18 protein-coding genes are annotated in these 20,033 nt (G+C 73.0%); 4 read left to right on the top strand and 14 right to left on the bottom strand.

Features of this window, described 5'->3' with window-relative positions; all coding sequences use genetic code 11:
- Positions 1–226 precede the first annotated feature (226 nt).
- Positions 227–1,537: an MFS transporter gene (locus VFZ92_RS04720; RefSeq protein WP_330874448.1), complete on the top strand. Its 1,311-nt coding sequence runs from the start codon at positions 227–229 to the stop codon at positions 1,535–1,537.
- Here the strand turns inward: VFZ92_RS04720 and VFZ92_RS04715 are convergent.
- The 3 genes from VFZ92_RS04715 to VFZ92_RS04705 all read right to left on the bottom strand — a co-directional run bounded on the left by VFZ92_RS04715 (position 1,483) and on the right by VFZ92_RS04705 (position 6,681).
- On the bottom strand, positions 1,483–2,256 hold the full coding sequence (locus tag VFZ92_RS04715; RefSeq protein WP_330874447.1) for an FMN-dependent NADH-azoreductase: 774 nt from the start codon (positions 2,254–2,256) through the stop codon (positions 1,483–1,485). The genes VFZ92_RS04720 and VFZ92_RS04715 overlap by 55 nt on opposite strands.
- A gap of 97 nt (positions 2,257–2,353) precedes the next feature.
- Positions 2,354–3,868: a ubiquinol-cytochrome c reductase cytochrome b subunit gene (locus VFZ92_RS04710; RefSeq protein ID WP_330874446.1), complete on the bottom strand. Its 1,515-nt coding sequence runs from the start codon at positions 3,866–3,868 to the stop codon at positions 2,354–2,356.
- A gap of 140 nt (positions 3,869–4,008) precedes the next feature.
- Positions 4,009–6,681 carry an FAD-binding and (Fe-S)-binding domain-containing protein gene (locus tag VFZ92_RS04705; protein WP_330874445.1) on the bottom strand — a complete coding sequence of 891 codons (2,673 nt, stop codon included), beginning with the start codon at positions 6,679–6,681 and terminating at the stop codon, positions 4,009–4,011.
- A 91-nt stretch (positions 6,682–6,772) separates the two neighbouring features.
- Here VFZ92_RS04705 and fabG point away from each other — a divergent pair, with 91 nt between their 5' ends.
- The 3 genes from fabG to VFZ92_RS04690 all read left to right on the top strand — a co-directional run bounded on the left by fabG (position 6,773) and on the right by VFZ92_RS04690 (position 9,388).
- Positions 6,773–7,477, top strand: a complete 705-nt coding sequence (gene fabG, locus VFZ92_RS04700; RefSeq protein WP_330874444.1) for a 3-oxoacyl-[acyl-carrier-protein] reductase — start codon at positions 6,773–6,775, stop codon at positions 7,475–7,477.
- Positions 7,478–7,512: 35 nt separating this feature from the next.
- Positions 7,513–8,280 (top strand): enoyl-ACP reductase FabI, encoded by a 768-nt coding sequence (gene fabI / locus VFZ92_RS04695; RefSeq protein WP_330874443.1) that lies wholly within the window; start codon positions 7,513–7,515, stop codon positions 8,278–8,280.
- A gap of 82 nt (positions 8,281–8,362) precedes the next feature.
- On the top strand, positions 8,363–9,388 hold the full coding sequence (locus tag VFZ92_RS04690) for a ferrochelatase (RefSeq protein ID WP_330874442.1): 1,026 nt from the start codon (positions 8,363–8,365) through the stop codon (positions 9,386–9,388).
- Here the strand turns inward: VFZ92_RS04690 and VFZ92_RS04685 are convergent.
- From VFZ92_RS04685 to VFZ92_RS04635, 11 genes are all read right to left on the bottom strand, one after another.
- Positions 9,385–10,317 (bottom strand): 5'-nucleotidase, encoded by a 933-nt coding sequence (locus VFZ92_RS04685; protein ID WP_330874441.1) that lies wholly within the window; start codon positions 10,315–10,317, stop codon positions 9,385–9,387. The genes VFZ92_RS04690 and VFZ92_RS04685 overlap by 4 nt on opposite strands.
- 72 nt (positions 10,318–10,389) lie before the next feature.
- Positions 10,390–10,794, bottom strand: coding sequence for a hypothetical protein (locus tag VFZ92_RS04680; protein ID WP_330874440.1), 405 nt, complete (start codon positions 10,792–10,794; stop codon positions 10,390–10,392).
- Positions 10,791–12,161 carry a HAMP domain-containing sensor histidine kinase gene (locus VFZ92_RS04675; RefSeq protein ID WP_330874439.1) on the bottom strand — a complete coding sequence of 457 codons (1,371 nt, stop codon included), beginning with the start codon at positions 12,159–12,161 and terminating at the stop codon, positions 10,791–10,793. Before VFZ92_RS04675 ends, VFZ92_RS04680 begins: the two co-directional genes overlap by 4 nt.
- A complete protein-coding gene (locus tag VFZ92_RS04670; RefSeq protein WP_330874438.1) occupies positions 12,158–12,841 on the bottom strand; it encodes a response regulator transcription factor in 684 nt (227 codons plus the stop codon). Before VFZ92_RS04670 ends, VFZ92_RS04675 begins: the two co-directional genes overlap by 4 nt.
- Positions 12,842–12,845: 4 nt before the next feature.
- A complete protein-coding gene (locus tag VFZ92_RS04665) occupies positions 12,846–13,511 on the bottom strand; it encodes a phosphatase PAP2 family protein (RefSeq protein WP_330874437.1) in 666 nt (221 codons plus the stop codon).
- A gap of 69 nt (positions 13,512–13,580) precedes the next feature.
- The gene (locus tag VFZ92_RS04660) at positions 13,581–17,060 is read right to left on the bottom strand and encodes a CHAT domain-containing protein (RefSeq protein ID WP_330874436.1); all 3,480 of its coding nucleotides are present in this window, start codon (positions 17,058–17,060) and stop codon (positions 13,581–13,583) included.
- Between the two features lie 4 nt (positions 17,061–17,064).
- On the bottom strand, positions 17,065–17,214 hold the full coding sequence (locus tag VFZ92_RS04655; RefSeq protein WP_330874435.1) for a hypothetical protein: 150 nt from the start codon (positions 17,212–17,214) through the stop codon (positions 17,065–17,067).
- Positions 17,211–17,858 (bottom strand): DUF6338 family protein, encoded by a 648-nt coding sequence (locus tag VFZ92_RS04650; RefSeq protein WP_330874434.1) that lies wholly within the window; start codon positions 17,856–17,858, stop codon positions 17,211–17,213. The genes VFZ92_RS04655 and VFZ92_RS04650 overlap by 4 nt, the downstream gene beginning before the upstream one ends.
- Before the next feature lie 88 nt (positions 17,859–17,946).
- On the bottom strand, positions 17,947–18,744 hold the full coding sequence (locus VFZ92_RS04645) for a hypothetical protein (protein WP_330874433.1): 798 nt from the start codon (positions 18,742–18,744) through the stop codon (positions 17,947–17,949).
- 39 nt (positions 18,745–18,783) lie between these two features.
- Complete coding sequence (locus VFZ92_RS04640) at positions 18,784–19,272, bottom strand: YcxB family protein (RefSeq protein WP_330874432.1); 489 nt, start codon at positions 19,270–19,272, stop codon at positions 18,784–18,786.
- Positions 19,273–19,320: 48 nt separating this feature from the next.
- The gene (locus VFZ92_RS04635) at positions 19,321–20,031 is read right to left on the bottom strand and encodes a polysaccharide deacetylase family protein (protein WP_330874431.1); all 711 of its coding nucleotides are present in this window, start codon (positions 20,029–20,031) and stop codon (positions 19,321–19,323) included.
- Between the last annotated feature and the right edge of the window lie 2 nt (positions 20,032–20,033).

Here is a 20,033-nt window from a genome sequence, read left to right as displayed (position 1 = left end):
GGCGTCGGGGTGGTTCCGACCAGCGCAAATCGGCGTGTTGACGGCCTGGGGACGGCCTGGGGATGATCATACAGTCTGGGTGGGTGGTAAAACGCCTGGTAGAAGGCATTTGATCATGGTTCTCCCGGCCCCATCGTCCTAAGGGAGTGCAAAGAAGTGCCGGTGCGCCTTGTCGTGAGGTTGTGGTGGACCCGATGGTGTGGGCGATCACACCAGGAGGACGACTATGGCGGTCGAGGTCGGGCAGGGGCGGGAGACGGGTGCTGCTGAGCGCCGCGTTGTCGCCAACGTGCTGAGGGGGTCCATCGGGAACCTCATCGAGTGGTACGACTGGTACGCGTACACCGCGTTCAGCATCTACTTCGCCGCGGCGTTCTTCCCGAAGGGTGATCAGACCGCGCAGCTGTTGAACACGGCCGCCGTGTTCGCGGTCGGGTTCCTGATGCGGCCGCTCGGCGGGTGGCTGCTGGGGCGCTACGCGGACCGGCACGGGCGGCGGGCGGCGTTGACGCTGTCCGTGACGCTGATGGCGCTGGGGTCGTTGATGATCGCGTTGACGCCGTCGTTCGCGACGATCGGGGTCGCCGCGCCGATCCTGCTCGTGACGGCCCGGCTGCTCCAGGGGCTGTCGGTGGGCGGGGAGTACTCGACGTCGGCGACCTACCTGTCCGAGGTGGCGTCGAAGGGGAAGCGCGGGTTCTACTCGAGCTTCCAGTACGTGACGCTGACCGCCGGGCAGCTGTTGGCGCTGGGCGTGCAGATCGTGCTCCAGCAGGTGCTGACGCGCGAGGAGATGCTGTCGTGGGGGTGGCGGATCGCGTTCGTCATCGGCGCGACCGGTGCGATCGTGGTGATGTTCCTGCGGCGCGGCATGGACGAGTCGGAGAGCTTCCAGCGGGAGGGCCGGACGTCGGACTCGCGGGGGTCGCTGCGGGCGCTGCTCCAGTACCCCAAGGAGTGCCTGCTGGTCGTCGGCCTGACGCTCGGCGGCACGGTCGCGTTCTACACGTACACGACGTACCTCCAGAAGTTCATGATCAACACCAGTGGCATCGACGCGGCCACGGTGAGCTGGATCAACTTCCTGGCGCTGCTGGTGTTCGTGGTCATCCAGCCGCTGGCGGGCGGGTTGTCCGACCGGATCGGGCGGAGGCCGCTGCTGCTCGCGTTCGGCGTGCTGGGCGCGCTCGGCACGGTGCCGCTGCTGACGACGCTGGCGTCCACGACGGAGGCCGTGCCCGCGTTCCTGCTGATGCTGGCGGGACTGGTGGTCGTGACCGGCTACACGTCGATCAACGCGATCGTGAAGGCCGAGCTGTTCCCGACGCGGATCCGGGCGCTCGGCGTCGGGCTGCCGTACGCGCTCACGGTGGCGATCTTCGGCGGCACGGCGGAGTACGTGGCGCTCGGGCTGAAGTCGGCCGGGCACGAGTCGTGGTTCTACTGGTACGTCTCGGGGTGCGTGCTGGTCTCGCTGCTCGTCTACGGCTCGATGCGGGAGACGTCGAAGGAGTCCACGCTGGAGACGAAGGCCTGACTGCCCGCCAGCTCCACGACGGCGGCGCGTGCCGCGGCCAGCGATTCCGTGCCCAGGGCCTGGAACCGCGACGGCCGCGGCACGTCCGGCGCGCGGGTCATCTCGACGTGCACGAAGCGCAGGTTGGCCTCGGGCACGCCGAGGTCGCCGAAGTAGGCGCGCAGGTACGGTTCCACGAAGTCCGCGCCGGAGCGGTGGCGGCCACCCGTCGCCGTGACCACGACGACCTCGGTGCGGCGCAGCAGGCTGTCCTCGGTGGCCGCGTCGGTGAACACGCCGGGCACGGTCACCCGGTCGATCCACGCCTTCAGCGCCGCCGGGACGGTCAGGTTGTGCACCGGCACGCCGAGCAGCACGGTGTCCGCCGCCAGCAGTTCGGCCACCAGCGGCCGGGTCAGCGCCCACTCGTGCTCCTCGGCCGCGGAGGCGAGGAGCTTGCCGACCGCGCGGACGGCGACGGGGCCGCGGTTCTCCAGCCGCCCGCGCAGCGCGCTGTAGGCCGGGCCCGGCAGCGGCACCGGGTGCTCGGCCACGTCGCGGTACCGGTGGCCCGCGTCGCCGTGCCGCTCGCGCCAGGTGTCGGCGTACAACGAGGTCAGGTGCTTGCTGATCGACGGGTCGGAGTTGCTGGAATCGAGGTGCAGCAAGGACTTCACCGGTTCGGCCGCGATGGGCGGCACGGAGCGGAGGTGGTTCCGGCGGGAGGGGTTCGAGATCATCGGAACCATGCTCGCAGAGCGCTCGCGCGCACCTCCCACCGTCACGGGAAGTGCACCTGATCGTGTGCCCGCGTCGGCCTGGCAAGTCCACAGAGGACTAGTGCTTGAGCGCCCGCACCTCCTCCGCCGGGTCGGGGGAGTAGAACGAGCCGGGCGCGGGTGACCCGGCGGAGCCGAGCTTGTTCATCTTCTTCGGCACGGCCGCGCCCTGGTAGGTCAGCGGGTGGTCGGCGAGCGGCTGGTGCACCTCGATGAACTCCCCGTGCGGCAGGCGTTTCACGATCCCGGTCTCGACGCCGTGCTCCAGCACCGCGCGGTCGGAGTGCTGGAGCCCCAGGCACAGCCGGTAGGTGACGAAGTACGCGAGCGGCGGCAGCAGCAGGAGCCCGAGCCTGCCCGCCCACACCGTGGCGTTGAGCGAGACGTCGAACGCGTGCGCGATCACGTCGTTGGCCGCGGACAGCAGCGCCACGAGGAAGTACGCGAGCGCCATCGCCCCCAGCGCGGTGCGCACCGGCACGTCGCGCGGCCGTTGCAGCAGGTTGTGGTGCGCCCGGTCGCCGCTGAGCCTGCGCTCGACCCACGGGTACGCCGCCGCGAGTCCGGTGAGCAGCGGGAGTCCCGCGACGAACGGGAAGAACGCGGCGGGGACCGTGTGGTCGCCCAGGTACAGCTCCCACGCGGGCCACAGCCGCAGCAGACCGTCGGTCCACGCCATGTACCAGTCCGGCACCGTGCCCGCGGAGATCTGGCCCGCGTTGAACGGCCCGAAGTTCCACACCGGGTTGATCTGGAAGACGCCGCCCATCACCGCGCAGACGGCGACGACCACCGCGAGGAACACGCCGCTCTTGACCAGGAACACCGGCATGATCCGCACGCCGACGACGTTGGTCTCCTTGCGGCCTGCACCGGGGAACTGCGTGTGCTTCTGGTACCAGACCAGCGCCAGGTGCACCGCGACCAGCCCGAGCATGATCGCCGGGATCAGCAGCACGTGCAGCGTGTACAGCCGGGGCAGCACCTCCGTGCCGGGGAACTCGCCGCCGAACAGCGCCCAGTGCAGCCAGGTGCCGACGACCGGGACCGACAGCAGCAGCGACGCCGTGATCCGCAGACCCGCGCCGGACAGCAGGTCGTCGGGCAGCGAGTAGCCGAACAGGCCCTCGACGCAGCCGAGCAGGAACAGCACGATGCCGATGACCCAGTTCAGCTCGCGCGGGCGGCGGAACGCGCCGGTGAAGAAGATCCGCAGCATGTGCACGACGATCGCCGCCATGAACAGCAGCGCCGCCCAGTGGTGCACCTGGCGGGCGAACAGGCCGCCGCGCACCTCGAACGAGAGGTCCAGCGTCGACTCGAACGCGCGGGACATCTCCAGGCCCCTCAGGTTCGTGAACGAGCCGTCGTAGACGACCTCCTCCATCGACGGGTCGAAGAACAGCGCCAGGTACGTCCCGGACAGCAGCAGGACGACGAAGCTGTACAGCGCGATCTCCCCGAGCAGGAACGACCAGTGCGCCGGGAAGACCTTGTTCAGCTGTCCGCGCAGACCGCCCGCCGCGTGGTAGCGCTGGTCGACGGCTGTCGCGGCCGTGCCGAGCGAACTCATGACCCGTACCCCCCGTCCGGACCGCCGTCGTGCCGGGAGCGGACGCCCCCCGGCGTCGGTCCGCTCCTCCAGTGTGCCTCGGTTCCCCCGTCCAGGACCATGACGTGAAGACGACACCGGGGCACGAGGTGTGACACCGGTCAGGGGCGCAACCCCAGGGACCGCGCCACGACGGTGGCCGAGTGCACCGGTTCCGCGTCGGTCCCCTCGCGCACCTGGGTGCGGCAGCTGAACCCGTCGGCGACGACCGCGGTGCCCGGCCCGGCCGCCCGGACGGCGGGGAACAGGCCCTGCTCGCCGACGGCCATCGACACCTCGTGGTGGCCGCGCTCGAAGCCGAAGTTGCCCGCCAGGCCGCAGCACCCGGTGTCGAGCACCTCGGCGGCCAGGCCGGACTTCGCCAGCAGCTCCCGGTCGGCGTCGAAGCCCAGTTCGGCGTACTGGTGGCAGTGCGTCTGCACGATCGCCCTCCCGTCGCCCGCGACCCGGTCCAGCGCGGGGGCCACGTGCTCGGCGAACGTCCGCGTCGCGGTGGCCAGCGCGACCACGTCCGGGTCGTCGCCCGCGAGCTCCAGCGCGTCGCCGCGCAGGAACGCGGTGCAGCTCGGTTCCAGCCCCACCACCGGAACCCCGGCCCCGGTGGCCCCCCGCAGGATCCGGGCGGTCCGGCGCAGCACCCGGCGGGCGGTGCCGAGCTGGCCGGTCGACATCCACGTCAGCCCGCAGCAGACGGAGCGGTCGGGGATCTCCACGCGCTGCCCGAGGTGGGTCAGCACGGCCGCCGCGTCGTGCCCGATCGACGGCTCGAAGTGGTTGGTGAACGTGTCGGTGAACAGCAGCGCCCTCGGGCCGTCCACCGCCGACCGCGTGAACGTCGCCCGGAACGACCGCTCCGCCACGACGGGCATCCGCCGCTCCGGCGCCAGACCCGCGAGCCGGGGGAACCGCGAGGTCAACCGGTTCACCAGCCCGAGCCGCAGCCACAGCGGCAGCCAGCCCATCGAGTAGTGCGCCGCGGGCCGCACCCGCCCCCGGTAGTGCTGGTGCAGGAACTCCGCCTTGTAGGTCGCCACGTCCACGTCCACCGGGCAGTCGCGCTTGCACCCCTTGCAGCCCAGGCACAGGTCGAGCGCGTCGCGGACCTCCTCCGACCGCCAGCCGCCCCGCACGACCTCGCCGTTCAGCATCTCGAACAGCAGCCGCGCGCGGCCCCGCGTCGAGTGCCGCTCCTCGCGGGTCACCCGGTAGCTGGGGCACATCACGCCGCCGCTCGCGTTCAGGCACTTGCCGACGCCGACGCACCGCCGGGTCGCGGCGGCCAGGTCGCCGCCGTCGGCGTGCAGCGCGAGCGTCGTGCGGGTCGGGATGCGGGCGGGCGCCACGAGCACCCGCAGGTCGGCGTCGAGCGGCGCCGGGTCGACGATCCGGCCGGGGTTCATCAGGTTGTCCGGGTCGAACGCGGCCTTGAACCGGCCGAACGCCACCAGCGCCGCGGGCGGGTACATCCTCGGCAGCAGCTCCGAGCGGGCCTGCCCGTCGCCGTGCTCGCCGGAGATCGAGCCGCCGTGCGCGACCACGAGGTCGGCCGCGTCCTGGAGGAACGACCGGTAGCCCGACGCGAAGTCGAAGTCGATCCGCACGTGCACGCAGCCCTCGCCGTAGTGCCCGTAGGTCAGGCCGCGCCGCCCGTGCCCCGCCAGCAGCGCGTCGAACTCGCGCAGGTACTTCCCGAGCCGCTCCGGCGGCACGGCGGCGTCCTCCCAGCCCGACCACGCCTCGGTGCCGTCGGCCATCCTGGTCGCCAGGCCCGCGCCGTCCTCGCGGATCCGCCACAGCAGCCGCTGCCGCGCCGGAGAGGTCACCACGACGGAACCCGGGGCGACCGACGCGACGCGCCGCGCGGTCTCCTCGTCGCGGCACTCGACGAACAGCCAGCTCGCGCCGGGCGGCAGCAGCGCGAGCGCGGGGGCGTCCGGGGTGCGCTGCCGCACGACGGCGACCATGCCCGCGTCGATGCCCTCCAGAGCCAGCACGTCGTACTCGCGCAGCGCCACCACGTTGTCGGCGGCGTCGTAGGTGTTCGCGAACCCCAGCACGGCCAGCACCCGGTGCTCCGGCGCCTCGACCAGCCGCACGGTCGCGCCCAGCAGCGTCACGCAGGTGCCCTCGGTGCCCACCAGCGCCCGCGTCAGGTCCGGCAGGGCGTCCAGCGCGTACCCCGACACCCGGCGGCCGAGCGGGGGGAACCACGCCGGGTCGACGTCCGGGAGGGCGAGCGCGGGCGGCGTCCGGGTGTCGAACCGGGTGCCGTCGGGCAGCAGCACGTCGAGCGCCTCGACGTTCTCGCCGGTCTTGCCCCACGCGACCGAGTGCGCGCCGCACGCGTTGTTGCCGATCATCCCGCCGAGCGTGCACCGCGAGTGCGTCGACGGGTCCGGCCCGAACAGCAGCCCGTGCGGCGCCGCGGCGGCGTTCAGCCGGTCGAGCACCGCGCCCGGCTGGACGACCGCGAGCCGCCGGTCCGGGTCGACCTCCACGATCCGGTCCAGGTACCGGGCGAAGTCGAGCACCAGGCCCGACCCCGCCGCGTTGCCCGCGATGCTCGTGCCCGCGCCCCGGTTGGTGATCGGCACGCCGTGCTCGACCGCCAGCGCCACGGCCGCCAGCACGTCGTCGACCGTTCTCGGCCGCACCACGACCGCCGGGACGTGCCGGAAGTTCGAGGCGTCGGTCGAGTACAGGGCACGGGAGGACGAGTCGGTCAGCACGTCGCCGGAGACCTCGGCGCGCAGCCGATCGGAGAATTCGCTCACCCGGACGATTGTGATCCGGGTCCGCCGATGCCGGGGTACTCGGGGGTAACGGATAGCCTCGCGCCCATCAACCAGCAGCGATGGGAGAACCGTGTCGAGGTCCGTTCTGGTCACCGGGGGCAACAGGGGAATCGGGTTGGCGATCGCCCGGGCGTTCGCCGCGCAGGGTGACAAGGTCGCCGTGACACACCGCGGCTCCGGTGTCCCCGAAGGCCTGTTCGGCGTCAAGTGCGACGTGACGAACGGCGACGAGGTCGACGCCGCGCTGGCCGAGGTCGAGGCGCACCAGGGACCGGTCGAGGTGCTGGTGGCGAACGCGGGCATCACCGAGGACACGCTGCTGCTGCGCATGTCCGACGACCAGTTCACCCGCGTGCTCGACGCCAACCTGACCGGTGCGTTCCGGGTCGTGCAGCGCGCGTCCAAGGGGATGCTGCGCAACCGCTACGGCCGGATCGTGCTCATCTCCTCCGTCGTGGGCCTCTACGGCGGTCCCGGCCAGGTCAACTACGCCGCCAGCAAGGCGGGCCTCGTCGGCATGGCCCGGTCGATCGCCCGTGAGCTCGGGTCGCGCAACATCACCGCGAACGTGGTGGCGCCCGGCTTCGTGACGACCGACATGACCGACAAGCTCACCGACGACCGCAAGAAGCAGATCCTCGGCCAGGTGCCCGCCAACCGGTTCGCCTCCGTCGAGGAGGTCGCCGCCACCGTGGCGTTCCTCGCCTCGGACGCCGCGGGCTACATCACCGGCGCGGTCATCCCGGTCGACGGCGGCCTCGGCATGGGCCACTGAGCCGTGTCTCTCGAACTGATCAACGGAGGAAGCAAGTGACGGGACTGCTCGAAGGCAAGCGGCTGCTGATCACCGGGGTGATCACCGACGCGTCGATCGCCTTCCACGTCGCCAAGGTCGCGCAGGAGCAGGGCGCGCGGGTGGTGCTCACGGGGTTCGGCCGCATGAGCCTGGTCGAGCGCATCGCGAAGCGGCTGCCGAACCCGGCGCCGGTCGTGGAGCTGGACGTCCAGAACCAGGAGCACCTCGACACGCTGGCCGATCGGGTGCGCGAGCACGTGGACGGCCTCGACGGCCTCGTGCACGCCGTCGGCTACGCCCCGCCGAGCTGCCTGGGCGCTCCGTTCATGGACGCGCCGTGGGAGGACGTGGCCACGGCGATGCACGTGTCCGCGTACTCGTACAAGGCGCTGGCCGCCGCCGCGCTGCCGCTGCTGTCCCGCGGCAGCTCGATCGTCGGCCTCGACTTCGACGCCCGCCAGGTGTGGCCCGCCTACAACTGGATGGGCCCGGCCAAGGCCGCGTTCGAGTCGATCAACCGGTACCTCGCGCGCGACCTCGGTGAGCACGGCGTGCGGGTCAACCTCGTGTCCGCCGGTCCGGTGCGCACGATGGCCGCCAAGTCGATCCCCGGCTTCGCCGACCTGGAAACCATGTGGTCGGAGAAGGCCCCGCTCGGCTGGAACGTCGACGACCCGACGCCCGTCGCGCAGTCCGTGTGCGGCCTGCTGTCCGACTGGTTCCCCGCGACGACCGGCTCGATGGTGTTCGTCGACGGCGGCGTGCACTTCCTGGGCCTCTAGCCGTCCCCCGACCGGGTCGACGTGATCATCAGCACGTCGACCCGGTCGTGCGCGTTCCCTTGACCGGGTCCAGGATGTAGCGGTGAGTTACGACGCGCTGCTCTGGTTGTCGTTCGGAGGCCCGGAAGGACCAGCGGACGTCCGTCCATTCCTGGAGAACGTCACCAGGGGGCGTGGCGTACCACCCGAACGGCTGGACGAAGTCGAGGTGCACTACCAGCACTTCGGCGGAGTGTCACCGATCAACGCCCTGAACCGCGCCGCCATCGACGCCGTCCGCGCCACCGGGCTGGACCTGCCGGTCTACTTCGGCAACCGCAACTGGCACCCGATGGTCGAGGACACCCTCGCCGAGATGGAGCGCGACGGCGTGCGGCGCGCGCTCGTGTTCCCCACCAGCGCCTACGGCGGCTACTCCGCCTGCCGCCAGTACGACGAGGACATCCTGCGGGCCCGTGCGGCCGTGCCGAACGCCCCCGAACTGGTGAAGCTGCGCCAGTTCTTCGACCACCCGCTGTTCATCGCCGCGTTCGCCGACGCGGTCCGCACGGCCGCCCTCGCACTGCCCGCCGACCACCGGTTGGTGTTCACCGCGCACTCCGTGCCGGTCTCGGCCGACCGGGCCGCCGGACCGCCGGCCGAGGGCGGGCACCGCTACTCCCGCCAGGTCGCCGAGGCCTCCCGCCTCGTGGCGTCGGCCGTGGGCCGCGAGGAGTACGACGTCGTGTGGCAGTCCCGCTCCGGCCCGCCGCACATCCCGTGGCTGGAGCCGGACGTCGTCGACCACGTCGAGGCGCTGCACGAGGAGGGCGTGAGCGGCGTCCTGCTGTGCCCCATCGGGTTCGTCAGCGACCACCTGGAGGTCGTGTGGGACCTCGACACCGAGGCCCGCGAGCGGGCCGGTGAACTCGGCATGGCCTTCGCCCGCGCGGCGACGCCGAACGCCGACCCCCGGTTCGCCGAGCTGGTGGTGGAGCTGGTCCGCGAGCACACCGACGGCGTCGCGCCGCGCAAGCTGTCCGACTTCACCGCGGCCGGGTGCACGGTCAACGGCGCCCCCTGCGCACCGCTGTGCTGCGAGCCCGCGAAGCGGCCGGCGAAGCACTAGGAGGGTGGCTTGGCCTCGTTGATGACACCGAACGGCACGTGGACGCACGGAATGCTGGCGGACTTGAGGTTGCGTTTCTGATCGTCGAAGTAGATGTGAGGCCGCAGAGCGCACAACACCTTGTTCTTCTCGATCCCGCCGAGGAAGAACGCGTCGTTCACCCGGAGCCCCCACCGTTTCAGGCTCTCGACGGCCCGCTCGTGCGAGGGTGCGTTCCGAGCTGTGACAACGGAGACCCTGACCCTGGTCTTGTACTTCCGGTTGACGACCCGCTCTTCTTCTTCCCTGTCCTGGATCCTGGTGATGCCCGCCAGGAGGTCCCTCAACGGGCCGGAATTGTGCGTTGTGGTGAGGTTCGCGGTTTCGTGCCGATGGAATTCGTCGAGTCCGCCGCTCTGCATCACCCGCTCCGATTCGTCGTCCGCGAGGACGCTGTCGAAGTCGAACGCGATGCGTAGGTCGGTTTCATCGTCGTCGACGTAGGTCGACTTGAGTACGCGGCCACTGGGCAGGTTGTCGGCTACCGCACGTCGAACGTCCCGCTGGTTCGCGGACAGGAACAGAGACATGTTCAGCGCGCGCATGAACCCGTAGGGCGACCGACCCTGCTGGAAGATGGCGCGCGTGATCGGCAGTTGGTGGTGCTTGATGGAACGCATCACCCGAAGACCCGTGTCCGGGCTGTTCTTGGAGAGCACGATGACCTCGACCAGTGGATCATCCTGGGGTGAGAGGTCGTTGAGAGACAGGAGTCTCTTGATGAACGGGAACGCAACCCCCGGCGCCAGCGGAACATTAAGTCGCTGCTCCTGGTATGTGCGGTAGACCGCCACGCCTTTCCTCCTGAACACCCTGTCTGATTTGGTCAGGTCGAACAGTGCGCTGGACGCGATGCCGATGACCAGCCTCTTCTCGAGTTCATAGGCCATGGCTACCTCGCTTTCCGCTGAACTCGGCCCGACCTCGTTCCTATCTCATTTCGACGTGCGGTGGAATAGTTATCACCCAACCGGGCACGCGAGCGGGCCGCGGCTCTGCCCGCCGCCGACCAGGGTGACGGAGCCCGCGGCCGTGGTGCAGACGATCTGGTCGACGGCGTTGGCGGACAACGAGGTCACGTCGACCGAGACGGTCACGGTCGAGCCCGCGGCGTCGAGGACGGCACCCGCGGGCACCTCGGTCGCGTAGCCCTGCTCGCGTTCCGCGGTCGTCGGGCCGACGGCCAGCTGGGCGAGCGCGGAGGCGGACCCTGGGCGCGGCACGGGGGCGACCCGGCCGCCGGACACGAAGTACACGGAGATCACGGCCGCCGCGGTCGGGGCCGGGCCGCCGACGATGACCCCGCTGGGACGCACGCCGCAGCCCGCCACGAGCAGCACGGCCGCGAGGGCGGCGGCGCGCTTCACCGGTCACCTCGCGGGTCGGGCAGGCGGAGGGTGAACACCGCGCCGCCGCCGGGGTGGTTCTCGGCGACCAGGGTGCCGCCGTGCAGGAGGGCGTTCTCGCGGGCGATGGCGAGACCCAGGCCGCTGCCCGTGGAGCGCGCCCTGGACGAGTCGGCCTTGTAGAAGCGGTCGAACACGTGGGGCAGCACGCCAGGGGACAGGCCGGGGCCGCGGTCCGCCACGGTGATGACGACCCAGCCCGGCTCGACGTCGAGCGCCACGGACACGGGCGCGCCGCCGTGCCGCACCGCGTTGCCCACCAGGTTCGCCAGCACCACGTCCAGCCTGCGCGGGTCGACCCGCGCGACCACGTCCGGGGGCAGGGTCGTCTCGACCGCGTCCAGCCACCCCCTGGTGCGCAGCGAGGCGCGGACCACCGCCGCCACGTCCACGTCGTCCAGCACCAGCGCGGCGGCCCCCGAGTCGAACCTGCTGATCTCCATCAGGTCGTTCACCAGCCTCGTCAGGTTGTGCGTCTCCTGGCTCACCAGCCGGGCGGCCTGCGCGGCGTCCGCGGGCAGCACCTCGGCCTCCTCCTCCAGCACGTCGGCGACCGCGGTCATGGCCGACAGCGGGGTGCGGAGTTCGTGCGACACGTCGGCGACGAACCGGCGCGCGTCGGCCTCCATCCGCCGCAGCTCGTCGACGCGCTGGTCCAGCGCGTCGGCCGTGTGGTTGAACGTGACGGCCAGACCCGCCAGCTCGTCCGAGCCGCGAACGTCCAAACGGGACTTCAGGTCGCCCGAACCCATCCGCCGCGCGGCGTCCCCGAGTTCGCGCACCGGCCGCAGCACGCTCCACGCGGCCAGCAGGGCCAGCAGCAGCGCGAACACCAGCGCGCCGCCGCCGAACACCCACGCCCTGGTGGACAGCTCGGCGATGCTCGCCGCCGCGGGCGCCAGGGTGCGCAGCGAGTAGACCTCCAGCACGGACGACCCGAACGCCACGCCGGTCCCGCTCACGAGCTGGGTCTCGCCGCCGACGGAGACGCGCTGCCACGCGGTGTACCCGCCGCGCACGGTCTCCCGCAGCTCGGGCGTGACCACCGACAGGGGCAGGCCCCCCGCGCTCAGGTCGTCGTACACGGCCACGGCGGTGTCGTCGCGGTCCGACAGCTCGTCCGCGATCCGGTGCAGCCGTTCCGGCGTGGGCGGCAGCAGCCCGAACCGCGCGACCCCGTCGGTCAGCGCCAGCACGGCCGCGTCCTGCGCCTGCTGGAGGATGACGGTCCTGGCCTTGAGGTACATGCCGCCCGCGACCGCCAGGGCGGTGATCACCCCGACGAGCGCGAACGCCACCACCAGCCGCGCGCGCAGACCGATCGTCACAGCGGCCCGAACCGGTACCCGAAGCCGCGCACGGTCTGCACGTACACCGGGGCCGCGGAGTCGTCCTCGATCTTCGCCCGCAGCCGCTGCACGCACGCGTCCACGAGCCGCGAGTCGCCGAGGTACCCGTGCTCCCACACCGATTCCAGCAGCTGCTGACGGCTGAGCACCCGCCCCGGAGTGCCGGACAGCTCCAGCAGCAGCCGCAGCTCGGTGGGCGCGAGCGACACCCGTTCCCCGTCCTTGGCCACGACGAGCCCCACCCGGTCGACGGTCAGCGCACCGTGCCGCTCCACGGCCGGGTCGGCCCTCGGCTCCGCGGCGGTCCGCCGCAGCACGGCCCGGATGCGGGCCTCCAGGACCCTGGCCTGCACGGGCTTGACCACGTAGTCGTCGGCCCCGGCCTCCAGACCGGCCACGACGTCGATGTCGTCGTCGCGCGCGGTGAGCATGATGATCGGCAGGTCGCCCGCCGCGCGGATCCGCCTGCACACCTCGAACCCGTCGATCCCCGGCAGCATCAGGTCGAGCACGACCACGTCCGACGGCTCCCGCGACAGCCGCTCCAACCCCTGCTCGCCGGTCTCCGCGGCGTCCACGACGTGGCCCTGCCTGGTCAGCGCCAGCTGGAGCCCGTCGCGCACCGCGCGGTCGTCCTCGATCAACAACACCCGTGACATGAGGTCAACTATCGTCGCGCGCGGCGGAGGGCGCCCGGTCGTCGGCCAGCGCGGCGGCGGCCAGGCAGTGCAGCGCCGAGGCCACGAGCACGCCGCCGACCAGGTCGCTGAGCCGGTGCCAGCCGGTGACCATCGTCGAGGCGCCGACCACCACGACCACGGGCACACCGGGCACGAGGGCCCACCAGCGCACGGCGGGCGGCAGCACCAGCACGAACGCCAGCACCAGGGCCGTGGCCACGGCGACGTGCCCGCTGGGGAAGCTGTTGTGCGCGGACGAGCCCACGACGCCCAGCTCGGGGCGCACGACGACCTCCTTGAGCACCCTGGCCGCCGCCACCGAGCCGAGCACGACGCCCACGGCCGCGACCGACGTCCACGCCCTCCGGCCCAGCAGCACGGCGGCGAGCAGCACCACGCCGAGCACCAGCTCGTCGCCGAAGACCGCCAGCACGGCCTTCGCGGGGCCCAGCAGCGGGGTGTCCTGCTGGTAGCTCGCGCCGCGCTCGGACAGGGGCAGCAGCGCGCCGTCGAACGCCTGGCCGCCGGGCGTCCAGACGAACACCAGGCACGTCAGACCCAGGGCGAACAGGCAGGCGGTGGCGGCGACCAGGAACCGGCCGCCGTGGCGGTGGCGGGCGACCGCCACGGGGACCACGGGGTTCGTCATCACCCCACCGATGGTCGGCTCCCCGTGCGGCGGGAGCGTCCCCGTCGTGTCCGCGTTCTGCCACGGTTCTCAGGCGCCCGCGTGGACGTACGCGGCCCACAGCGACGGCCGGTCCGGGTAGCGGTCCCTGATCCGGCGGACCGTGCGGTGCACGGCGAACGGGGCCCGGTCCGCGTCCGGCGCGCCCTCCAGCAGGTCGTCGTAGATCGACTCGGTGAGGTGCGGGGCCAGCACGTCGTTGGTCCGCCAGAGCGTCCCGACGACCCTGGGGAACCCCGCGACCAGGAACGCGGACGTGGGGTGGATCGCCTCGTCGGACAGGTGGACCGACGACCGGGCGGTGTCGCACGCGGAGAGGTAGGCGAACTCGGCGTGGTCGAGGCGCTGGCGCGAGACGTCCAGGACGTGCAGGACGGACCCGCTGAGCGCGAGACCGCTGTTCGACGGGTTGACCGGGTCGCTGTACCCGTGGCACGCGAAGTGCGCCCAGGTGCTCGTGCGGAGGGCGGCGAGGACCCGGTCGCGGGTGGCGTCCGGGCCGACCAGCCGTGTGAGGCCAGGGACCCGCGCGGTGAGGCGTTCCGCCTCGTCCAGCACGCCGGGCAGGTCTTCCGCGTCCTCCGCCTCCGGCACGGCCACGACCAGCAGCCGCGGCTCCCCGGTGCCGCGACAGCGGGAGCGGGCGTGGCCGAGCGCGCGGACCGTCGGCGTCACCGACGACACCACGCGGTCCAGGACCGCGGGACCCCCGGTCCTCAGGTGACCCGCCGCGTGCAGGGGCAGCAGGCCCAGCAACCCGACCGGCGCCCACCACAGCCGCGGCGGCGGGTCGGTGCCACCGGTCAGCCCGAGCCGGTCGAGCACCGGCCCCGCCACGGTGTCCCACAGCCATTCGAGGGTCTCGTGGACCACCGCCTCCGCCTCGGCGGGCTCCGGACCCGTGACGGCGACCGCGGCCTGGAAGGCGGTGACCCGGCGGCGCAGCTCGCTCGCCGTGAGGTCCAGCAGGTCCTGGACGACGACCCCGGACGGGGTGAGCACCAGCGCGTCGCACCGGTAGCGGCTCACGTTCACCAGCACCACCGGGCCCTCGCGGGCCTGTTCGACCAGGTCGGCGACCAGCGGCGGGCGCAGGAACCGGTCCATCCCCGGCAGCGCCCTGATCACGGCGGTGAGCGCCGCCAGCTCGTCGGCCAGCTCCAGCCGGTCGCGCGGGGTGTCGGACTCGAACTCGGCGCCGAGCGCGGCGAACCGGTCGGCCAGCTCCGGCTCGCGCTCCCGCAGGTCCGCCAGGTCGCCCCGGCCGTCGAGCGCCTGCGCGGCCAGCACACCCCGGCCGAGTTCGAGCAGCGCCACCGCCTCGTCGACGCGCCCGACGGCGAGGCAGCACGCCGCCGCGTCCGCCGCGAGGTCGGCGAAGCGGCTCAGCAGGTACTGGGCGTCGCCCCGGCCCACGCCGCGCCCGGCGAGCAGGGGGAGCAGCCGGACCGCCGTGGCGAACCCCTCGGCCGCGGAGGTGTAGTCGTCGGCCTTCGCGGCCAGTTCGCCCCAGAGGTCCGCGGCGATCACCCGGTCCTCCGTCGGTGACGAGGGCAGCGCCGCGGCCTCCTGGAACGCGGCCAGGGCCTCGGCGAGAGCGGACCGGTCGCCGTGGTCCAGGTAGAGCAGGCGCAGCGACCGGCCGAGGCCGATCAGCCTGCTCGACCGGCGGTGGGCGCCCGCCCGCCCCGCGCGCACGGAGGCGCGGGCGAGGTCGACCGCCTCCGCCAGCTCCTCCTCGCCCCCGCTTGAGCCGCTCAGGTACCGCTGGCGCAGCGCCCCGCTCAGGCTCGCCTGGTAGCCGGCGTGGTCGGGGTCGGCCGGGTCGCAGCCCAGCACCGCCGCCCGGTGCGCGCTGATCCCGCGGTCCAGCGCGTGCAGGTCGCCGTCCTGCTCGAACGCCGTGACCAGCGCCCCGCCCAGGTTGTTCAGCCGCATCGGCCGTCCGGGGTGGCGCTCGGGCGTGCTCCGCACGGCCTCCTCGTGCAGGCCGACGCACTCCTCCAGCGTGGCGGCCCGACGGGTGCGCTCCCACAGGGCGAACAGCAGGGCCCCGAGGTTGGTCAGGTGGGTGGCGTGTCCCGCGACCACGTCCGCGCCGGTGCGCACGGCCTCGCGCGCGGCGGCGACCGCTTCGTCCAGCACGGCCCGTTCCCCGGTCGTCTCGGAGCGGCGGTGCAGCATCGCGGCGAGGTTCGCCAGGTAGGTCGTGCGGTCGTCGGGCCGGGTGGCGGCGTCGACGGCCCGGCGGGTCACCGCGGTCGCCTCCGTGAGCCGCACGAGGTCGCCGGTGGCGTGGAACACCGCGGCCAGGGCGGTACCGAGGTTGCCGAGGAACCGCGCCTCGTAGGTGTGGCCGCCGGGTGAGGTCTCCACGGCTCGCCGGTGCAGCCCGACGGCCTCCGCGAGCAGGCCGTGGTCACCGTCGAGCCGGGCCAGCAGCCCGAGCGCGCAGCCGAGGACGTCGATCCGCTCCGGCAGCTGCGGGTGGCCCGGACGGGTGTCCGCGACGGCCGCGCGGGCCTCCGCGACGGCCTGGTCGAGCGGGGCCCGGTCCCCGGTCTCGACGTACCGGGCGGTCAGTTCGGCCGCGCGGTGGGACCGCACGCCGGTCCGGTCGGACGGCGGGACGGTGCCGTCGGCCCGGCGAGTGCCCACGACGCCGGTCCAGGTCCGCTCCGCCAGTTCCAGGTCGACGCGGTGCGCGTCGTAGGACCCGTGCCCCTTCGGGGTGACCGCGACCAGGGTGCGCCGGACGTCGACCGCCTCGCCCAGGTCCTCCCGCGCCCCGGTCCACTGGAAGCGGTCGGCCAGCAGGTCGCCGAGCAGCGCGAGCCGGTCGATCCGCTCCGGGCACCCCGGCGCGGTGAGGTCGACCGCGCGGCGTTCGGCGTCGATCGCGTCGGCCAGGACCTCCACGTCGTCCGTCGCGTCGAACAGGCGGCGGACCAGCAGCGCGAACGAGTGCAGGCCCTGCGCGGTGATGACGTCGTCGCCCTCGGCGCCGGTGGCGCACCCCCGCGCGGCCTCGATCGCCTCGTGCAGCGCGGAGAGCTTCCCGTTCTCCAGGTACGCGGTCGTCAGCGCGATGGCGAGGTTGCGCTGGTAGTTCGCCCTGTCCGGTCCCTCGGCCGCGGCGTGGACGGCGGCCCGGCTGAAACCGATCGCGTCGGCGAGCACCTCCGGGTCGCGGACGTGGGTGAAGTGCGTGTGCTTCAGCGCGCCCGCGTTGGCGTAGAGCCGGGCCTTCCCGCCGGGATCGGACTCCTCGCCGATGGCCGCCAGCAGGCCCGCGACCGCCTCGTCGAGGTAGCTCGGGTCGCCGGTCTGCTGGAACCGGGTCTGGAGCAGTCCGCCGAGGTTGGACAGGTGGCGCACCCGCTCCTCACCGCCCGGCCCGGTGGCGAGCCTGCCCGCCTCGATCGCGGCCCGCACCGCGGCCGGGCTGGGGTCGAAGCGCGCGACCCGCAGCGCGAGGTCGAACTTCCGGCCCCTGTTCGCGGCGAACACCCGCTCACTCCTCGGACGGCGGGGTGCGCGACGGCCCCGCCTGCCCCGGCGGGGCCTCGTCGGGTTCCGGCACGTCCCGCTTGGGCGAGAAGCCGCGGCCCGCGCCGCGGAACAGGTCCGCCTCGTCGGGCAGGGGGGTCGGTTCGGTCGTCACCCGTCCACCTCTCTCACGTCGTCGGGCGCGCTGACGAACTCCAGCACGTCGAAGTCCTCCGCTCGCAGGCGCAGACCGGCCGTGCCGCGCACCCGCGGTCCGAACCCGCCGTCGGGCGTCATCACCCGCGCGGACTCCAGGTACAGCTCGGCCGGGTGCGGGTAGGAGGACGCGTAGGACCCGTGCCCGTACCAGCCGCCCGCCCAGTTGCCGTCCTTGAGCCGGACCCGGACGAAGCACGGGTCGCGGTCGCGGAAGGCGTGGTCCCACGCGGTCGGCGTGCGCCGGTAGGTCGACCGGTGGCGCTCGCGCTCCACCAGCGACACGGCCGAGGCGACCACGGCGGGCACGACCAGGAACAGCAGCACGCCCACCAGCCCGACCAGCCTCGGCTGCTGCACGAACCCGTTCAGCTCGCCGGGCGGCCTGCCGCGGACGAGCGCGACCAGCGCGGGACCGGCGGCGGTGAGGTACGCGGCGTCCAGCGCGATCGACGCGACGACCGCGCGCAGCACGCGCTCCCCGAGGTCGCGCTCCCACGGCACCGGGCCGCGCAGGCGTTCCCGCACGAACTGGTAGGAGATGCCGGGCAGCACGAGCAGCACCAGGAGGACGAGCTGCACGACAGTCGAGGGCGCCTGCACCCCAACCTCCCCCAGGTGTGGATGATCTTCGCCACCCAGGCTACTGCGCGAGTGCTCCCGTGCGAGCGGGATTCAGCCGTCCGTGGGATCAGTGCAGCCCGGCCGCCTGGTCCGACAGCACGCGCACGGCCTCCTCCACGGCGGCGCAGCGGGCCCGCCGCACGGCCTCCGACAGGGGCCGCAGCGCGTCGTCGCGGGCCTGCATCGCCGACGCCGACCTCGCCCCGCCGGGGGAGTCGCCGCGGGCGACCTCCAGGATCGCGGCGACCTCGGCGGCCCGCTGGAGCACCCGGACCGCCCTCGGCGGCATCCCCGCGGGCCACTCCAGCTTCGAGTGCCTGGTGGACAGCTCGGCGATCTCCTCGCGCACGTTCGGGCGGTGCTTGGCCACGTCCAGCGTCACCAGCGCCGTCGCGGCCTGGCGCATGGCGCTGGAGAGGCCGTGCTCGGCCTCGCCGATGGGCACGTGCTCCGCGCCCCCGGCGGACGGCAGGTCGAACACGGTCCAGCGCAGGACGCCGTCCGCGACGACCTTGGGCACGAGCCCGACGCCGGTGTCCGGCAGCACCGCCGCCTCGCCCGCCCGCAGCGCGCACGTGCTCAGCGGACCCTTGCCGCCCAGACCGCGGACGTCACCCGGTACGGGGAGGGCGAGCCTGCCCGTCCGCGTGCCCGCGCGGCGCAGCGACGCCAGCAGCAGCGCGGGGCCGACCGGGGCCTCGTCCGGGCCCGGCAGGTCCAGCGCCGTCGCGGTGCCGTCGTCGTCGGCCACCACTTCGTGCAGGTCGGCCCACGCCCCGAGGGCGTCAAGGACGTCGTCGGCCGCGGCCGCACCATGCAGCCACGCGGAGGTCCAGACGACCAGCGTCGCACTCGCACAAGACACGCTGTCCAAGGTTAGTGCCTCCGCGGGGGTGCTCCGTCCTCAGGCGGCCGGTCCCACGTGCCGGACGAGGAGGTCGCGGAAGCGGTTCCGGGCGGCGTTGTCCTCGAACGCCCGGTACGGCACCGCGTACATCGGCCCCCGCGCGCCCTCCCAGGTGCGCAGGATGAACCCGCGCCGGGTCTCCGTCCACGCGGGGAGGTGCGTCCACGGCAGCTCGCTGCGCGCCGCGTCGCCGACGGTCATCCGCAGCGAGTGGTCGTCCGCGGTGGCCGTGACGGTGTTCGCGGCGAGGGGGTGGCCGCTGAAGTCGATCCGCACCTGGACGGGGACCAGCACCGCGACCAGGCCCGCGACGGCGATGCCGAACAGGCCCGGAGCCGTGGACCCGCTCAGCAGCAGCACCACCGATCCCGCCAGGAGGACGGCCGCGAACCAGGGGGCCCAGCGGAACATCGGCACGGCCGAGCGCAGGGCGTCACCCCAGTCGGCCGGTTCCGGTGCCCACCTGAAGTCGACGCTGCCGCTCACTGATGCTCCGATGTCCGGGATGTCCGTGCCGCCGCATTCTCCTGCGCCTCAGGTGAGCAGTTGGGCCACCGTGACGAAGGTGTAACCCTCCGCCTTGAGCGCGCGGACGATCCCCGGCACCGCGTCCCACGAGGACTGCCGCGAGGTGGGCCACACGTGCAGCAGCACGATGGAGCCAGGCCGGACCTCGTCGCAGGTCCGGCGCACGACCTCGGCCGTCGTCGGCTGCTCGCCGGAGTCCGGTTCGACGTCCCACGTGATCGTGGTCCGGTCGTGGTCGGCGAGGTAGGAGGGCAGCGCGAACAGCTTCTTGCCGTGCGGCGGCCTGAAGTGGATCGGTCCCGTGTGGCCCGCGGCCCGGATCGCGGCGTCCGTGCGCTCGACCTCGTCGGCGACGAACTCGTCCGACACCAGCACCATCCGCCGGTGGGTGTAGCTGTGGTTGCCCAGCTCGTGGCCCGCGTCGACCAGCAGGCGGGCGTACCCGGGGTGCGCGTCCACCTCCCGGCCGACGACGAAGAACGTCGCGGGCACGTCCAGGTCGGCCAGCGTCCGCACCACGTCGAGGGTCCGGTCGCCGGGACCGTCGTCGAACGTGAGCGCGACGACCTTGCGGTCGGTTTCCACCCGGTGGACGAGCTTTCCCGCGAACTGGAACGTGCGCGACTTCGACACCTGGAACAGGCCGAACGCCGTGCTCACCAGGAGCAGCAGGACCACCGCGGCGACGACGGCCCACCGCCGCTGGAGTTGCTCCACGT

The organism is Umezawaea sp. (assembly GCF_036375055.1).
GTDB lineage: Bacteria > Actinomycetota > Actinomycetes > Mycobacteriales > Pseudonocardiaceae > Umezawaea.
Note: the sequence above shows the minus strand (reverse complement) of the source record. Positions and strands in the feature narration are given on the sequence as shown.

What these genes read in the sequence shown, in the direction of transcription:
- VFZ92_RS04720 (WP_330874448.1), top strand. Translation starts at nt 227, where the DNA reads ATGGCGGTCGAGGTCGGGCAGGGGCGGGAGACGGGTGCTGCTGAGCGC.
- VFZ92_RS04715 (WP_330874447.1), bottom strand. Translation starts at nt 2,256, where the DNA reads ATGATCTCGAACCCCTCCCGCCGGAACCACCTCCGCTCCGTGCCGCCC.
- VFZ92_RS04710 (WP_330874446.1), bottom strand. Translation starts at nt 3,868, where the DNA reads ATGAGTTCGCTCGGCACGGCCGCGACAGCCGTCGACCAGCGCTACCAC.
- VFZ92_RS04685 (WP_330874441.1), bottom strand. Translation starts at nt 10,317, where the DNA reads ATGGCCTATGAACTCGAGAAGAGGCTGGTCATCGGCATCGCGTCCAGC.
- VFZ92_RS04670 (WP_330874438.1), bottom strand. Translation starts at nt 12,841, where the DNA reads ATGTCACGGGTGTTGTTGATCGAGGACGACCGCGCGGTGCGCGACGGG.
- VFZ92_RS04665 (WP_330874437.1), bottom strand. Translation starts at nt 13,511, where the DNA reads ATGACGAACCCCGTGGTCCCCGTGGCGGTCGCCCGCCACCGCCACGGC.